This window comes from Pseudarthrobacter sp. MOO14 (assembly GCF_058267675.1).
This window is the reverse complement of record NZ_CM177849.1, coordinates 1,415,629-1,431,473: the sequence shown is the minus strand read 5'-3', so window position 1 is coordinate 1,431,473 and position 15,845 is coordinate 1,415,629. Positions and strand designations below refer to the sequence as shown.

General features: G+C 63.6%; 18 protein-coding genes. 15 read left to right on the top strand and 3 right to left on the bottom strand.

Features of this window, described 5'->3' with window-relative positions; translation table 11 throughout:
* Positions 1-241 precede the first annotated feature (241 nt).
* The 7 genes from AC4EEV_RS06740 to AC4EEV_RS06710 all read left to right on the top strand — a co-directional run bounded on the left by AC4EEV_RS06740 (position 242) and on the right by AC4EEV_RS06710 (position 7,187).
* Entirely contained in the window at positions 242-823 is a 582-nt protein-coding gene (locus tag AC4EEV_RS06740; RefSeq protein WP_491330473.1) for a recombinase family protein, read from the top strand.
* A gap of 140 nt (positions 824-963) precedes the next feature.
* Positions 964-2,289, top strand: coding sequence for a transposase (locus AC4EEV_RS06735; protein ID WP_491330472.1), 1,326 nt, complete (start codon positions 964-966; stop codon positions 2,287-2,289).
* An 18-nt stretch (positions 2,290-2,307) separates the two neighbouring features.
* Positions 2,308-3,204, top strand: a complete 897-nt coding sequence (locus tag AC4EEV_RS06730; protein ID WP_345453317.1) for an AAA family ATPase — start codon at positions 2,308-2,310, stop codon at positions 3,202-3,204.
* Between the two features lie 168 nt (positions 3,205-3,372).
* Positions 3,373-3,969: a recombinase family protein gene (locus AC4EEV_RS06725; RefSeq protein WP_491330471.1), complete on the top strand. Its 597-nt coding sequence runs from the start codon at positions 3,373-3,375 to the stop codon at positions 3,967-3,969.
* A 380-nt stretch (positions 3,970-4,349) separates the two neighbouring features.
* Complete coding sequence (gene dprA / locus AC4EEV_RS06720) at positions 4,350-5,258, top strand: DNA-processing protein DprA (RefSeq protein ID WP_491330470.1); 909 nt, start codon at positions 4,350-4,352, stop codon at positions 5,256-5,258.
* Positions 5,259-5,827: 569 nt separating this feature from the next.
* Complete coding sequence (locus AC4EEV_RS06715; protein ID WP_491330469.1) at positions 5,828-6,853, top strand: DUF4192 domain-containing protein; 1,026 nt, start codon at positions 5,828-5,830, stop codon at positions 6,851-6,853.
* A 181-nt stretch (positions 6,854-7,034) separates the two neighbouring features.
* Positions 7,035-7,187: a hypothetical protein gene (locus AC4EEV_RS06710; protein ID WP_491330468.1), complete on the top strand. Its 153-nt coding sequence runs from the start codon at positions 7,035-7,037 to the stop codon at positions 7,185-7,187.
* A gap of 114 nt (positions 7,188-7,301) precedes the next feature.
* Here the strand turns inward: AC4EEV_RS06710 and AC4EEV_RS06705 are convergent, their stop codons facing one another.
* The gene (locus AC4EEV_RS06705) at positions 7,302-7,625 is read right to left on the bottom strand and encodes a hypothetical protein (protein ID WP_491330467.1); all 324 of its coding nucleotides are present in this window, start codon (positions 7,623-7,625) and stop codon (positions 7,302-7,304) included.
* A 1,278-nt stretch (positions 7,626-8,903) separates the two neighbouring features.
* Between AC4EEV_RS06705 and AC4EEV_RS06700 the strand changes: the two genes are divergently transcribed.
* Genes AC4EEV_RS06700 through AC4EEV_RS06690 form a run of 3 tightly spaced genes read left to right on the top strand, consistent with a single transcriptional unit; the run spans position 8,904 to position 11,678 of the window.
* Entirely contained in the window at positions 8,904-9,818 is a 915-nt protein-coding gene (locus AC4EEV_RS06700; RefSeq protein ID WP_491330466.1) for a hypothetical protein, read from the top strand.
* Positions 9,815-10,477 carry an ABC transporter ATP-binding protein gene (locus tag AC4EEV_RS06695; RefSeq protein WP_133830491.1) on the top strand — a complete coding sequence of 221 codons (663 nt, stop codon included), beginning with the start codon at positions 9,815-9,817 and terminating at the stop codon, positions 10,475-10,477. Before AC4EEV_RS06700 ends, AC4EEV_RS06695 begins: the two co-directional genes overlap by 4 nt.
* Complete coding sequence (locus tag AC4EEV_RS06690) at positions 10,464-11,678, top strand: ABC transporter permease (protein WP_491330465.1); 1,215 nt, start codon at positions 10,464-10,466, stop codon at positions 11,676-11,678. The genes AC4EEV_RS06695 and AC4EEV_RS06690 overlap by 14 nt, the downstream gene beginning before the upstream one ends.
* A 95-nt stretch (positions 11,679-11,773) precedes the next feature.
* Here AC4EEV_RS06690 and AC4EEV_RS06685 read toward each other — a convergent pair whose 3' ends face one another.
* Positions 11,774-12,349, bottom strand: coding sequence for a TetR/AcrR family transcriptional regulator (locus tag AC4EEV_RS06685; protein ID WP_491330464.1), 576 nt, complete (start codon positions 12,347-12,349; stop codon positions 11,774-11,776).
* A gap of 66 nt (positions 12,350-12,415) precedes the next feature.
* Between AC4EEV_RS06685 and AC4EEV_RS06680 the strand changes: the two genes are divergently transcribed.
* From AC4EEV_RS06680 to crcB, 4 genes are all read left to right on the top strand, one after another.
* Entirely contained in the window at positions 12,416-12,916 is a 501-nt protein-coding gene (locus AC4EEV_RS06680; protein ID WP_109045303.1) for a DUF4188 domain-containing protein, read from the top strand.
* 122 nt (positions 12,917-13,038) lie between these two features.
* Complete coding sequence (locus AC4EEV_RS06675) at positions 13,039-13,575, top strand: universal stress protein (protein ID WP_491330463.1); 537 nt, start codon at positions 13,039-13,041, stop codon at positions 13,573-13,575.
* Complete coding sequence (locus tag AC4EEV_RS06670) at positions 13,572-14,159, top strand: fluoride efflux transporter FluC (RefSeq protein WP_491330462.1); 588 nt, start codon at positions 13,572-13,574, stop codon at positions 14,157-14,159. The genes AC4EEV_RS06675 and AC4EEV_RS06670 overlap by 4 nt, the downstream gene beginning before the upstream one ends.
* The gene (gene crcB, locus AC4EEV_RS06665) at positions 14,156-14,533 is read left to right on the top strand and encodes a fluoride efflux transporter CrcB (RefSeq protein WP_491330461.1); all 378 of its coding nucleotides are present in this window, start codon (positions 14,156-14,158) and stop codon (positions 14,531-14,533) included. Before AC4EEV_RS06670 ends, crcB begins: the two co-directional genes overlap by 4 nt.
* Before the next feature lie 45 nt (positions 14,534-14,578).
* Here the strand turns inward: crcB and AC4EEV_RS06660 are convergent, their stop codons facing one another.
* Entirely contained in the window at positions 14,579-15,151 is a 573-nt protein-coding gene (locus AC4EEV_RS06660) for a dihydrofolate reductase family protein (RefSeq protein WP_491330460.1), read from the bottom strand.
* Positions 15,152-15,222: 71 nt separating this feature from the next.
* Here AC4EEV_RS06660 and AC4EEV_RS06655 point away from each other — a divergent pair, with 71 nt between their 5' ends.
* Positions 15,223-15,786, top strand: coding sequence for a TetR/AcrR family transcriptional regulator (locus tag AC4EEV_RS06655; protein ID WP_491330459.1), 564 nt, complete (start codon positions 15,223-15,225; stop codon positions 15,784-15,786).
* Positions 15,787-15,845 lie beyond the last annotated feature (59 nt).

Here is a 15,845-nt window from a genome sequence, read left to right as displayed (position 1 = left end):
TCGTCCCAGGACCCTATGCATCAAGGAACACCGTTTGATGGGGAGCTTGAACCGCCCGGGGTAGCCGATGGCGTACCCGAAGCTACCGAAGGACGAACCGATCAAACCACGTGGAAGCGTCAAATGAACGACCGTTGACGAGACAGTCGGCCACTGTCACCGAAAAATCGGCGTTTCGTGTCTCATGACCCATGTCCGTGATCTATGTCAACGAAGCCACGTTCGCGATACACTCGCGAACGTGGCTTTGGTTGGTTATGCACGGGTGTCGACACGGGAACAGCATCCGGAGGGTCAGACGGACGCCTTGAGCGCGGCCGGATGCGGGAAGGTATTCGTCGAGCATGCTTCCGGGGTCCTCGCGCGCCGCCCGGTGTTCGATGAGACACTGCGATATTTGCGCGACGGCGACACGCTCGTGGTGACGAAGCTGGACCGGCTGGGCCGGTCGGTGCGGAATCTGAAGCAGATCGCAGACGATCTCCAGGAACGCGGCGTCGGACTGCGTGCACTCTCACAAGGGATCGACACGACGACTCCGGGTGGACGGCTGTTCTTCCACATGCTCGCCGCGACTGCCGAGTTCGAGCACGACCTCATCGTCGAGCGCACCCAGGACGGTCTGGCTGCTGCACGGGCGAGGGGCCGGAAGGGCGGTCCGAAGTTTAAGATGACGGCGACGAAGATCGCCCAAGCCCGGGCGATGTATGACGCCGGCGGGCACACGGTGCAGGAGATTGCCGACACGTTCGGCGTTTCCCGGCCGACCATTTACCGGCATCTCCAGACGGTGCCGGCTCCCACGGCGGCTACGGCCCGGTAGTCAAGGATCGTACGGTGGTCCGGGCGAGGTATTCAGCTGAAGACCGGGCAGTCCTGCTCCGCCGGCACCTGGACGAAGGCATTCCGCTTGCCGCACTGTCATCGGAGGCAGGCATTCCCGTCCGGACACTTCACCGATGGATGAGCCAGTACCGCGCGGATCAGACGATCGCGAGCCTGGAACGCAGGCAGCGATCTGATCAAGGCATCCGGTCCCTTCCGGCCGATCTGGCAGGCGCGATTGAGGGCCTGGCACTTCGCCGCCCACCCCCGACTCTCGCTTTCATCCATCGCCGGATTTCGGCAGTGGCCGAGGACCGCGGCCTGCGGCCGCCGAGCTATTCAACAGTACGGGCCATCGTCAGGGGCATAGACCCGGGAATGCGCACGATGGCACATGAAGGCGACTCAGCCTACCGCGACCGCTTTGAAGTTGTCTTCCGGCGCACGGCCTCCCGCCCGAATGAGCAATGGCAATGCGACCACACGGAACTCGACATCGCTGTGATCGATTCCTCAGGAAAACAGGTCCGCCCTTGGCTCACGGTTGTCCTGGATGACTATTCCAGGGCGGCCGCCGGATACACAGTCTTCCTCGGGGCTCCGACGTCATTCCAGACCGGACTCGCACTGCATCAGGCCATGCGGCGAAAGACAGTTCCCGGATGGCCCGTGATGGGATTGCCTGACGTGCTCTACAGCGACCACGGGTCTGACTTCACCAGCGTCCACCTTGAACGGGTCTGTCTCGACACCCATGTCCGGCTGATTCACTCGCGGCCGGGAGTCCCGCAGGGACGCGGAAAAATCGAACGCTTCTACCGGACGGTGACCGAGGGCCTTCTCCCGCACCTTCCCGGTTTCATCCCACACGGCCGGAACGGGGAACCAATCACCGCGCCGGCCCTATCCCTGGAACAGCTCGATCACGCACTCGAGCAATTCATCGTCAAGGAGTACAACAGGCAAAAGCACTCTGAAACCCAGCAGGCACCCATCGAGCGCTGGGCAGCAGGCGGCTGGGTACCCAGAATGCCGGCCAGCGACGAAGATCTCGACTTATTGCTACTCACTGTCGCCACCGAGCGCAAGGTCCACCGCGATGGCGTTCACTTCCAAGGCATCCGCTATTTGTCCCTCACGCTCTCAGCCTATGTCGGGGAAGCCGTCACGCTTCGGTATAACCCTCGGGACATGGCAGAGATCCGGGTCTACCTCCAGGACGCATTTCTGTGTTCAGCCATCGCTCCGGAACTCTCGTCCGGAGCCATTTCACTCAAACAGCTCCAGGCTGCCAGGTCCCTGCGACGCAAGGACCTCAAGAAGCAGCTCAAGGGCAAGCTCAGCCTCGCGGACGCCCTGCCTTTTGACGACCGGTACGCGCAGCCTGTCCCGCCGGAACCATCAGTGCCAGAGGCTCCCGCCACCGGGCCAGGGACACGGTTGCGCATTTACGCAGAAGACTGACCAAGGAGGAAAAGCAAAATGGTGTTAAACGTGCTTAAAGACGGCGAGGACGGCAGGCGATTCCTGACCGGAAGGCACGGCGAAGTATCAGTCAGCGCCCCTCCCGTTCGTGCCGATACCCCCACCTTTCTGGTCACCAAAGAACACAGACGATTCGAAGAGTTCGCCAACACGGTGCGCAAGAACCGGCACATCGGTGTTTGCTACGGGCCTCCCGGCGTGGGAAAAACCCTCTCCGCGCGAACCTACGCCGGTGCCAGCGAATGGGAACAATGGCAGCGCTTTGATGATGCGGACCTCGGGCCCATTCCACCGCGTGTGCTCGAAGCACGCACGGCGATGTGGACACCCACGGTAACCGTGAGCCCCCGACAGATCGACCAGATCCTGCCCTCCATCTGCCAAAGCATCTCCTGGGCCGTCGAATACGACCGGGAAGGCAACATCAACCCTTTCGCCCACCGCGACTCACGAATGTCCGGACTCACCGAACTGCTGATAATCGACGAAGCCGACCGCCTCAAACCGCCAGCCCTGGAACAGGTCAGGGACTACTACGACAAGCACACCATGGGCGTCATCCTCATCGGCATGCCCGGCATCGAGAAACGACTGGCCCGCTATCCCCAGCTCTACAGCAGGATCGGCTTCGCCCACGAATACCGGCGCCTCAGCCCTGAAGAACTCGCATTCGTCCTCAAACACCGCTGGGCAGACCTCGGCCTAACCATTGAACCGGGCGATTTCACCGATGCCGAAGCCATCGCGGCAATCTCACGCATCACCAATGGAAACTTCCGCCTGGTCCAGCGCCTGTTCTCCCAGATAAGCCGCATCCGCGAAATCAACCAAATCACAACCGTCACCAAAGAAGTCGTCGAAGCAGCCAGAGAAGCACTCCTGATCGGCACCTAATATCAAACTGCCAAATACCGCTGCGATTTCCCTGCCACATAGCCTGCAACTTCACAGACGGTGCACCGGGAGGCGGAATAACCAGCTGTTCAGCATCTCGTAAAGGTGTCTCGCGGGTAATCGTCTCGCCGCGGGTGCATCGGGGGCTTTTCGAGTCAGAATTGCGTTGTGAGGCTACTGGGTTACACCCGGGTGAGTACGTCCAGTCAGGACGCCCAGCTGCAGCTGGATGCACTGGTCGCCGCAGGTGTGCAGAAACGCGATGTCTTCACCGATGTGACTTCCGGCAGCAAGACGGCGATCGAACGGCCGGGGATGAAGAGACTCCTCGAGTACGCCGAGGACGGCGACACTGTTGTTGTGTGGCGGGTCGACCGGCTGGGCCGGTCGCTGATCGACGTTCTGAACACGGTGGCCCTGTTGCGCGGCCGCGGTGTCCAGGTCCGGTCCATCTCCGATGGCATCGACCCTGCAACCTCGACCGGCCGGTTGATGCTGAACATGCTCGCAACCCTTGCCGAGTATGAGCGCGAGCTCATTGTCGAGCGGGTCAATGCCGGCATTGCTGCGGCACGCCAGAACGGCACACGCTTTGGCCGGCCGCTGTCCGACCCGACAGTCATCGCGGACAAACTCGCGGTCGCCCGGGACGCCCGCGCCAGGGGCCGCACCGCCGAAGACGCTGCCCGTCTGGTGGGCTGGAGCCGTGCAACGCTTTACCGCCACCAGCAAGCCAGCGCTGCTCAAGAGAGCACCACGACGTAGTCCCGAAACTACGCGCTGCCTGAGGGGTTGGGTTTTCCAGCCTCGCCCAGCCAGCGCCCAGGTCCACTGCACGGACCTCGCTTCGCTCGGGCTGTAGAAGCGTTTGTCTGTTTTTTGCTGCTGTCCTGCGGATCGTACGTGCCCGCTCCACCGGCTCAACCGTCCTGCGGACGGCTGCGCAGCCGATGCCTTGTGTCGGCGCTTCGCTTATTTCCTCCCACAATCCATCCGCTGCTCGCCCTTCGGGTTGCCCCGGCTCCGTCGGGCACAGCTACGCGTTGCTCCGCCAGCAGGCAAAAAACGCCCGGGGGAGAGGGGACGCTGGCCGGTCACCAAGGCCGCCCCACCCACCGGATCCTCAGCAAAGGACGAGAGAAACCATGAACGATCGCATTGCACGCGCCGCCCTGACCCGCCTCTTCGAACCCGGCGATCGCATCGGCCAGGCCCTCGTGGGAAGGCTCGGCGCGTACGCCGCACTGCGGCTTGCCACCGGCGCCCAACCCGCCCACACCCTCCCGGACATCACGGCCGAAGAACTGTCAGACGCGTTGAAGCGCTGGGCGCCCCGCGTACCGGAGCTGGACCCGGAGAAGGACCTGGCCACCATCGAACGGCTGGGCGGAGGGTTCCTTATCCCGGGAGATGAACACTGGCCGGAAGGCCTGGACGACCTGCCAGACGCCCCATACGGGCTCTGGTACAGGGGCAACATCGACAACGGCATCCCAGCACCTTCGAAGTGTGTGGCGCTGACCGGGTCCCGGGACTGCACGAGTTACGGCGCTTCCGTGACAGGGGACATGGCGTACGGATTGGCGCAGCGTGGAGTCTGCATCGTCTCGGGCCTTGCCTACGGCATCGATGCGCACGCGCACCGGGCCGCGTTGGCCGGAAGCCAGGGAGACGGACCTGCGACCCTCGCGGTGCTGGCCGGAGGCCTTGACCGGGACTACCCGTCCGGCAACGCTGACCTCGCGGCCGCGATCCGAGGCAACGGCCTCACCCTCTCAGAACTCCCGCCCAGTTCCGCCCCCACCCGGTACAGGTTCCTGCAGCGGAACCGCATCCTTGCCGCCCTCGCAGGGGTGACCTGTGTCGTGGAAGCCCGCTGGCGGTCGGGGGCGCTGAACACGGCCCATCACGCTGAGACCATTGCCCGGCATGTCGCGGCCGTCCCCGGGAGCGTGCACAGCGCCAACTCGGCAGGATGCCACCGGCTCCTGAGAGAAGGCGGGGCGGTGCTGGTGGCCGATGCGGCCGAACTGGCCGAACTCCTCGCAGGCTAGTTCCTTTGAAGGTGGCCGTCCCCTTTAAGGGGGCGGTCACCGCGGCCGGTCCGCCGTCGTGGCCGGGTTGCGCCGTGGGTTGGCGCCGCCGGACCGCCCTTTCGCACACGCAGTGCCGGCGACCCGGGGGCGCGCGGCCACCGAAGCCAGAGATGCCATAAGCAGGGCCGGGGTGCTGAGGGAGGGTTCGCAGGGCTCACAGGAAAGGGCGTCCGCTGGCGCGGCCGGCTGTTGGGGCCCGTGCCGTCTCCGCAGGGCTCCGCCGCCCCTGGCCCTGTCTTGTCTTCGACATTTTGGCTGCTGTCCTGACGGATTGTACGTGTCCGCTCCGACCCGTCTAGCCCCTCCGTTCCTCCGGGGCCTGCGGTGCAGGAAATGTCCCTGCGGCGCTCCTTCGTCGCTGATTTCCTCCGGGAATTTCCCGCCCCTTGCCCAAGGTAGACAGGCCTCCGTCGGCCACAGCTCCGCAAGCTTCGCCAGCAGCCAAAACAACGGTGGGGGAGGGGAAGCTGGCCGGTCACCAAAGCCGCGCCACCCACCATCATCCTCAGCAAAGGACTCTCAAAACCATGACTGATGCAATCCGCATTTCCAGCCCCGCCGACATCCTCGGTTTCATCCCGCACTCCCTCGGGTTCATACCGCGTGAATCCTTCGTGTTCCTGACCATGCGGGGCAAGACGCTGGGCGCGACACTCCGTGTCGATGCCCCCGCGGCCGCGGAACCCGCCGGGTTCGCCGCCTCCATGACGGAGTACCTCGCACTGGACACACAGGCCACGGCGGTGCTGCTGGCCATCTACACGGCCACCACCCCCGCGCCCGGTAAGGAGCGCCCGTTTCACGACCACGTCGAGGCCGTCATCGAGGCGCTGGACTCTGCAGGTACCCCGCTGCAGGACGCCTGGCTGGTCACACCGTCGCACTGGCAAAACCTACTGTGTGACAGCGAAGCCGGGTGCTGCCCGCCCAAACCGCTCGAATCCATCACCGACGGACAACTGAACGCGGAACTGGTGTTCCGCGGCAGCAGCTACCAGAAGACGCCCGGCACCACCTACGCACCGTTCGCAGGCCCGGCAGACAGGGAGGAGCAGATCCGTTACGCGCTCACTGGAGTGCTCGGCGCAGAGCTGACTCCGGGCCGGGAACTGTGGGCCCAGGCCCTGACCCGGGGCGGCTGGTTGGACCCGCAGACCGCGGTGGAGCTGCTGGCGTGCTTCCAGCGCCCCGACCTGCGCGACACATTGTTCTGCAACGTGATCGACCCGGAGGCCCCGGACGCCGAGGGGAGCGGGAACCTGCTCGTGGGAGAGGGGATCACCCCGGACTGGGACCGCGTGGACCGGGGACAGGAAACCGCCCGCGACCTCATCGACGCAGCGCCCGAAGGGTACCGGGCGCCCCTGCTGACCCTGATCGGCTGGCTGGCGTACCTCAAAGGCCAATCATCAGTAGCCGGAGACCACTTCAAGCTCGCCCTGACTGACACGCCGGGGTACCGGCTCGCGGAACTGATGGACCAGCTGGTGAGCCGGGGAACCATCGCCCCCGTCGCAAAGAACCAGGACACCGCCTACAAGCGGCACCGCTAGGCGGGTGGGGCCGGGCCGGGACAACGGTCCGGCCCCTTTGGTGCGGTGGCGGCCTCCCCCGCGTGCGCTCCTCCGGCCGCCGATCACGCTGCCGCGGGCGCAGCTCCAGAAGCGGGAAACGGCCGAACGCCGGGCTACAGTGGAAAAGGAACACGATCCACTAGCCGCCTGGGGGCAGCACATGAGCCACGAATACATCCTCACGGACGACGACGCCGCCCCCGCAGACGCCACCCACGCCCAGGACATCCTCGAACTCTCGATGCTGACCATGCCGCAGCCAGGCGCCCCCATCGTCGATATCTCCTGGGAGAAAAACCCGCTGGACCCTTAAGTTTCTGCAGCGATGGCGCTGCAGCACTGAGTTTTCCTTTTGCTGAGGGAAAAACTGAGGCCGGCCCCAAGGGGCCGGCCTCACTTATTGCCAATATTGGCACTGCTTGAATGGTCAGCCTTTAAGGCTGGCCTCCGGGATGTCGGAGAACCCCGAGTGATAGCCGCTGTAACCGGCATAGCCAGGGTATCCGGGGTAGCCGGCGTATCCGGGATAGCCCGGATACCCGGGATACCCGCGGTAAGGCTGGGAATTCCGCTTGAGAAGGCGATTTCCTACGACCGTACCGAGATAGTTTCCATCCTTGTCGGCTGCGTCGTTATCACCCCATGGGAACCAACCAATCCAGTTGCCCGACTTGTCGAAGAGGAACTTGTCAGTGGGATTGCGCCGGAACGCGATGGGGTTGCCAGTGTTATCGAAGTAGAAGACCGCCACTTACTTACCTTTCCCCTTCTGGGAAAGGGCGCTAGCGGCAGCCCTCTTTGACGCTGCGCTGGTGCGACCGTCCCTTAGGACCTTGCTGGCAGCCGTTGCAGCTTTGCTGCTCGTCTGTTTGGTGTTCTTCGCCATTTTTGGTTGTCCTCTGCTCGGCTCTACTTGAGTGCGTCTGGGCCGGCAACGTCGAGTGACCGCTGTCGGCCCAGGATCTCCAACATCTAGCGTCGGACGGGGATGATTCGGATTGTCCGCTTGATGCGAATGCGGATCCTTTGAGTAGCCATAGCTACTCTCCTTTCCGGGATCGCCGGGCACAGAGGAACGTAAGCTGCCAACTGGATTGACAGGCTACAGACTCACTCGTAGTCTGTTGTGACGTTCCGGAGACATGGAAACGGCACAAAACAATTCCCTTGGGCTTTGACGCAGGCGCCTTGCCTGCGAGGCATTGATCCCTATTTGTTTGTAAAAAGAAGCGCATGATCGGTTGCACCCGATCGTGCGCTTCTGTCGTAGAGGACACCATTGGGATGACCTCTACCTAGAACACTACATCTAGTGCAGACGCCTCTTAGGAACCCCTAGATGATGTATTACAAGTATGTCATTCAATGCACCGTTAATCCACAGGCAGTTGGCCTTCAAAAGAGCCGGAATCCGGGTTCTTTCCCGAATCGATTCCACATCCTGTGGAATACTTGGCAACATTTAGACCCCAGCGTGTCGCCCGAGACGGCGTGTCTAAAACATTGACATAGCAAGCTTGAGCACCACTTAACCTCCATCCATAGACATTCTTCGACGCGTTCTGCTGCTAGGGAGTTTGCAGCATTGGCGGCCATCTTTTCGATGCCTTTACGACTCATCTCGAAATCCAACGGACAGTTCAGGAGAGGGCCAACGATCCTCGCTTCGCTCGGGCTGTAGAAGCGTTTTTCTGTTTTTTGCTGCTGTCCTGCGGATCGTACGTGCCCGCTCCACCGGCTCAACCGTCCTGCGGACGGCTGCGCAGCCGATGCCTTGTGTCGGCGCTTCGCTTATTTCCTCCCACAAGCCTTCCGCTACTTGCCCTTCGGGTTGCCCCGGCTCCGTCGGGCACAGCTACGCGATGCTCCGCCAGCAGGCAAAAAACGCCCGGGGGAGGGGAAGCTGGCCGGTCACCCAAGCCGCCTCACTCGCCGGTCCGCTCCTCCTTTCAGCCGCTTGACAGACATAGAAGCGTCGGGTGGGAGTCGTCGGCCCCATCACCGCACACGAATCGTTGGACGCCTGTCATTGCTGACTGCGGCCCTGCTTGCTTTCACTGGCTGCAGTGCCGGTCAAAACCAGCCCAACAACGAGATCTCCACAATCAAAGAAGACGTAGTGAAGCTCCGAGGGGCCAACGGCTTGTTCCGCATGCCGGAAGCCTCAGACTACGAATCCACGTTGGACGTCCAAGCAGCCCTGGAAATGAAGTCCACGCCAAAAAAGGACCCCGTCGTTCCGAACGACGGCTCCGTGCATGCAACCTACCTCGCTTCACGGCTTCTCGACACGAGTTTCCCGGACATCACAAATGAGCGGACGAAACAGGAGCTGGAACGCGTCCTCCAAATACCCGAGACTGACATTCTGACCAGGCTAAAGGCCCTCGTGGCACTCAAAAGGTCTGGCTCGGAAGCCTGGCATAACTACACCCCCGTTGTCGGCCAAGCGCAAGCCAACCTTCCGGCCTCTGTGACTGCTGAAAACCTCAACGAGTACGTCGAACTCATCGACGTGCTGATGCAAGCGGATCCAAGTACCACCCTCAGCAGCCTCAAATCCTTCGATGCCCAGCCCGGCAATGACTCTTCCCTTTCCAAGGCTCTGATTGCGCTTTCGAATTCGATGTACTTCAAAAACAGTGCTGAGGTCCGGTCCATGTTCCCTGCAGTCCAGGCGAAACTCCCGGAGATCATCGCTAACCAGGGAACAGGCGGACTGAACTACTTTAGAGCCCTGACGGCGATGACCAGCGCCAGCCTCTCAGGGCTGGACTCAAACGACTTTGACAGCGCAACGCAAAAGCTCCAGAACTTGAAAGGCTGCAAAGAGTTCTCGTCGCTCTACCGTCTGCAAACCGACGAGGCCTCACCGTGCAGCCTGTCCCTTTCAGCAGCGCTCATTGCCGTGCCGGGCGCCTATGACCTAGGAGCAAACAAGTGAGTACCGTTCTCATGCTGGAAAACATCAGCAAATCCTTCAGGGATGACCACCGTAACCGCCACACTGTGCTCTCCGGGGTCAGTCTGCGGCTCGACGCCGGCGAGATCGTTTGGCTCCACGGCGACTCAGGCTCAGGAAAGTCAACAGTCCTGAACATTGCCGGGCTTCTGTCCACCCCGGATGCAGGAAGTGTTTGGGTTGATGGTCGTGACCTCACGCGTGCAGCTCCGAAAATCGCTGCTCGGACAAGGGCCGGCCGGATTGGAATGGTCTTCCAAAGCAGCAACTTATTGCCTGAGCTGACAGCGCTGGAAAATGTTCTTCTGGCGGCCCGCGAACGCCCCTCAAGGGACCAGCTCCTGCACGAACTGGACCGATTCGGTCTCACCGCAGTGGCCGATAGAAAAGCAAAGAAGCTGTCCGGCGGACAGCAACAACGCGTTGCATTCTGCCGTGCTGTTTTCAACAGGCCTGCCGTGCTCCTGGCGGACGAACCGACTTCAGGGCTTGATCCAACGAACACGGAACTCGTCCTCGAAGCTTTGCGATCGAGTGCCGCAAACGGCTGTGGTGTGTTGGTCGCGTCGCATGACCAGATTTTCGAGCAAGTCGCTCATCGAGAACTCCCAATGAGCGAGGTGCTGATTGAACAAGTATGACGTTTTTATCAAGAAGTCCGTACAGCTGACGCTTTCCAAACTGCGTCCGCTCGCGGTCCTGATGGCACTCGGCATAGCCGCCTTCGTCTTTGCGGACAGTGTGGTGGGGGCAGGAATATCCTCGTACTCGAACAACATCACCACCAATTCCGCTCTAAACTACGTTGAAGTGAGCTCCGTTGGCCCCGGCAGCGCGAAGGACATCACGGACGAGTCACTAGGGCAGTTTGATGAGATTTCACACGTTGCCGGTTCTACGGGATGGGCTCAGTTCGATCTAGCACTCCAAGAGCCGGCCACATGGCCGACCACTAACAACCCGGGAGCGTTTACCGCCACGCCCTTCATCAGCGGCGTGACGCCGAAAGTACTTCAAGGCGAAGTCCCGGAATCCGGCCCAAAGGCAGGCGAGGTGCTGCTCCCAGACACCGGACAGGGACAGAAATTCGGCCAGCTTCTCGGCAAAGAAATCAACTTCGTTTACACGAAAGTCATCGGCCCCGGGAACGGAGAGCCGGCGGCAATCGCACTGCGGGTAGTTGGCATCTACGACAACTCATCGCCGGCAACCGACGGAACCCAGGCCGCCTATGTCTCCGATAGCGTCCTTAAGTCCACAATCTCAGATTCCAGGATGGCCGGTGAAGAACTCACTTACCCCCGGGCTTTTGTTCGCGTCGACACAGCTGAAGAAGTAGTCAGCGTACAAAACGCTGTCCGTGAATTGGGCTACTCAGTCAACAGTGTGGCAGGGCAGATCAGGTCACTTACCGGACTCTTCGCACTTCTTGCCCTTGCCAGTTGGGTCATCGGAGCAGTCCTCGTCATATTCTGCCTGGGTGTTGGTATCTCAGTGGGTGGAAGTTGGATCAAGCAACGAGCTCGGGAGGTCGGACTCCTCAAAGCTGTCGGGTGGTCTGCGAAGTCGATCGGCGGGGCCTATTTGACTGAGCTGGCCGTGGTGGGACTGGCAATTGGAGTTGGGGGAGCGCTCTTGGGTTCGCTTTTGTCGATATTTGGGACAACTGTATTCAGCAGCCTCCAAATCGAACTCTTGCCAGTGACCCCGTGGGCAGCGCCGAACTGGCTTCTGGTCCTGGGTGCGCTGGGCTGTGTGCCATTGTTTCTATGCTTGGGCGCAGTGGGCCATATCGCTCGGCTCGCCCGCTTGGACGCGGATTCCTCCCTGCGCGATCTCTGAGTGCAGACTGCCGAAGGCGTGCTTTATCAAAAGCACGCGGCGCAGGCGTGCCTGGGACCCGGCGGCGACGCTTCGGCGCGGTGCTTAGTTGTGCTTCAGGCGGCCCAGCCGCGGGCAACGGCGTCCAGGGCGCCGGCGTAGACGGCGGCCCAGTCGGCATCCGGTGGGCCGACTTGTGCCAGTTCCAGGCTGACCAGGCCATGGACCTGGCCCCAGATGGCGGCGGCGACCAGTTCCACGGGCGCTTCCAGGAGGGTCCCGGCGGACTGTGCAGAAGCGACGGCGTCCATCAGCGGCTGCATGGCATTGAGGGCAACGTCCGGGTCTGGCCGGCACTCGACGTAGGCGGCCAGCACCCCGCCAAACATCAGCCGGTAGAGTGCCTGGTGCTCCAGGGCCCAGGCCCGGTACGCCGTGCCAAGTCCCTGCAGGCCGCCAGCGGCTGCGGCCGCCTGCGATTCGCCGAACGAGCGGAAACCGTCCTCCACGACTGCGGTGAGCAGCTCTGATTTCCCGCCAAACAGCGAGTAAACGGCGGTGGTGGAGGTCCCCGCGGCCGCGGCCACGTCCCGCACCGTCACCCGCGCCGGACCAGTGCGGTCCACCAGTTCAGCCGTGACGGCCAACAGGTCCTGCCTCAGGGAATCGTTATGCACAACAGGTCTTGCCATGGACCCCATTGTTTCATAACCTTGTTTTGTAACAGCGTTACACAACACCGTGCCGAAAGGGTTCCCATGTCGCAGAAGGTATTTCCGGGCCGCTATACAGCCGATCCGGGCCGGGAGTCCGTTACGGTTTTCCTGATCGGGATGCGGGCCAACCGGTGGTGGAAGGTGGGGACCGTGGGGAGGGTCGGTGCCGCCATGGGGCGGATGCTTCAGCATTTGGGCGATGACCCGGCGGCGGGGATGCTCGGTTACCAGCAATGGGTGGGGCGCACCACCATGATGCTCAGCTACTGGGAAAGTCCGGAGCACCTGCGGAAGTTTGCGGCGGACAGGGATGCGCCCCATCTGGAACCCTGGCGCCGTTTCATGAAGGAGCTCGCCGGAACCGGGGACGTCGGCGTCTGGCATGAGACCTATCAGGTGCCCGCTGCCGGCATCGAGGTCATCTACAGCGGGATGCCGCTCTTCGGGCTCGCCAAGGCCACGAACCATGTCCCGGTCGGAGCAGGCACCAACACCGCCAAGCAGCGGATGGGGCGGGCTGCCCGCCCCGCCGGCGGTTCCTGACCGCAGGGGTTTGACGACGCCGAACCGGGCTGGGGCCAGGCGTCCCCCGCCGCGGGGCAATGACGCGCGTTTCTTCCCGAGGTCCGGCTGCGCAGTAGAATCCGGATCTGACAGGAGAACAGATGACTGACGCAGCGAAACCATCCAGCCCTGCGCCGTACGTCCCGCGGCAGATCAGCGGGCCGGTGCTGATGGGCGTCGTGCCCGGCCAGCCGCTTGCCGTCGCGCACCGTGCCGCGGAGCTGGCGTTCAGCCTCGGAGTGAAGCTGGTCTGTGCCTACGTGGACGTAACCACCTACCTTGCCGGGGAGCCGGACGGCAGGGCGGAGGCCCGGCCGATCGACCCCGACGGGGTGGATGACGATATCGAAGGAATCGGTGCCACCATTGCCGCGGACCTCCGTGCAGCTTTCGACGGATCCGGGGTCGACTGGTCCTTCGTGACCCTTGCCGGTGACCCGGCCCGGGCGCTGGGACGCCTGGCGGAATCCGCCGATGCGTCCGTCATCGTGGTGGGCACCCGCGAGCGCGGACTCGGGGCCCGGCTTGAGGAAATGCTGGTGGGATCCGTGGCGGTGCACCTCACCCACCGCCAGCACCGGCCCGTGCTGGTGGTCCCGCTGTCGCCGCACAAGCACCAGCCCAAGGCGGGCCGATGATGGAACCGCCTGTCCCCGGCGCCCAGACGCAGGCGGGGAACGCGGACCAGCGGGGGGACGACGACGGGACCGGGCGTCCGGAGGCCGGCGGCCGGGAGGCTGCGGCGGACCAGGGGACGCTTGGTGCGGCGCGCCCGCACCGGCCGGTGCACCTGCATCCCGGGTTCCTGCTGGTCGTCATTGCGGGCGGCATCCTGGGGGCGCTGGCCCGTTTTGGACTGGCCGGCATCCTGCCTGCACCGGGTGGCTGGCCGGTTCCCACCCTGGCCATCAACCTTTCCGGCGCCTTCCTGCTCGGCCTCCTGCTGGAGGCCCTGGTGCGGCGGGGCCCTGACTCGGGTCGGCTTCGGCTGATCCGGCTGTTCGTCGGCACCGGGTTCCTGGGCGCGTTCACCACGTACAGCACCCTGGCGCTGGAAACGAACACCCTGTTCGGAGCCGGCCGCGTCGCGGACGCGCTGCTCTATGTGGCGGTCAGCGTGGTGGCGGGCGCGGCTGCCACCGTGGCGGGAATTTGGCTGGCGGCGGGCCACCACGCACGGGCAACCGGCAGCCGGAAGGCTCTGAAGAAGGAGAACCGGTGAACGTCGCCACCATTATCCTGGTCGGCGTCGCCGGCGGGCTCGGGGCAGCCACCCGGTTCGTGGTGGACGGCCTGGTACGGTCCAGGGCCCGCACCGCCCTGCCGGTGGGAACCATCATCATCAACGTCACGGGCTCGTTCCTGCTGGGCCTGCTCGCCGGCGCCGTGATCGTCCATGCCGCGCCCGCCGAGCTGCAGGCCATTGCCGGCACCGGGTTCCTGGGCGGGTACACCACGTTCAGCACGGCAAGCTTTGAGACGGTCCGGCTCATCCAGTCCCGCCGTACCGGGCTGGCCCTCCTCAACGGCATCGGCACCGCGGTGGCCGCGGTGGCCGCTGCTGCCGGCGGGCTTGCCCTGGGGACTCTGTTCTAGCAGGGGCAGGCGGGCGCGTCCCCAGGCGGCACCTGTTGCCGCGGTTTAATTCCCGTGCGCGCCGTACTCTTCGATCACCACGCCCGACTTGAACGAACGGGTTCCCGTCAGGGCGAACGACTGTGCAGCGAAGGGCTTGTTGCCGAACAGCGGAATGCCCGACCCGAACACCACGGGGTTTCGCTTCAGCACGAGCCGGTCAATCTCCGGCAAGAGCGAGCCGGCCAGCGCGCCGCCGCCGCACAGCCAGATGTCCAGGCCCTCTTCCCGTTTCAGTGCTCCGACGGCGGACAATGGGTCGGCGGTCACGGTGATGGCGGGGTCCAGCGTGCGCGGGCTCCGGCTGGCCACAATTTGCCGAAGATGCGGATACGGGCTGCTGATCCCGGCGTCGAGTGCCGGGGCCAGGGTCTTCCACCCCATGATCACCGTATCGAACCGTGTTCCGGGTGGCTCCGTGCCGAGTGCACAGTGTGCGTGTGCGGGCAGGGCGTCGGCGTAATCGCCGAACACGTATGCCATGTGGTCGCCGTCGGCAAGGAAGGCGTCGAATCCGCCGGTTGGGTCGGCAATGTATCCGTCAATGCTCACGGCAACGTAGTAAACGAGTTCACGCATGGTTTCTCCAATCACGACACCTGTCGTAGTTAAAGTACAACAGCCGTCGTGGTTTGGCTAGCATGATCCGTATGGCCCGAAACGATGAACGACGTTCCACCCTTGCCGACGCCGGCATCCGCGTCCTCGCGGAGGAAGGCGCACGCGGCCTCACGCATCGCGCCGTTGACGCCTCGGCGGGGGCGCCCCGGGGGACTGCCTCCAACTACTTTCCCACCCGGGACGACCTCATCGCCGCGTTGGTTGACCGCATCGGCGAACGGCTGACTCCTGATCCGGCCGCCGGCCCGGGGCAGGGCCGGGAACCGGACAGGGCACTGTTCGCCGCGTACCTGCGTGACGTTGTGCGGCGGCTCAGTGCCGACCCCCAAGTGTCCCTCGCGCTTTTCGAACTGCGGCTGGAAGCTGCCCGGCGTCCGGCTGTTGCCGACTCGCTGGGCAAGTGGCGGCAACGCGCCTTCGAAGACGACGTGAAATTCAATGACCGGGCCGGACTGCCCGGAGGCCGAACAGAGCTGGCCCTGTTCCACTACGCCATCGACGGGCTCATGCTGGACCACCTCACTGTCCCGCTGACCACGGGACTCTCCCTCGACGCCGTCGTGGACGAACTGGTGGACCGGATCCTCAAATGAGCGGGTTGCCGGCGCCGGGATCACCCCTGACCTAACGGCCCGGGCCGGGCGGCCGACAG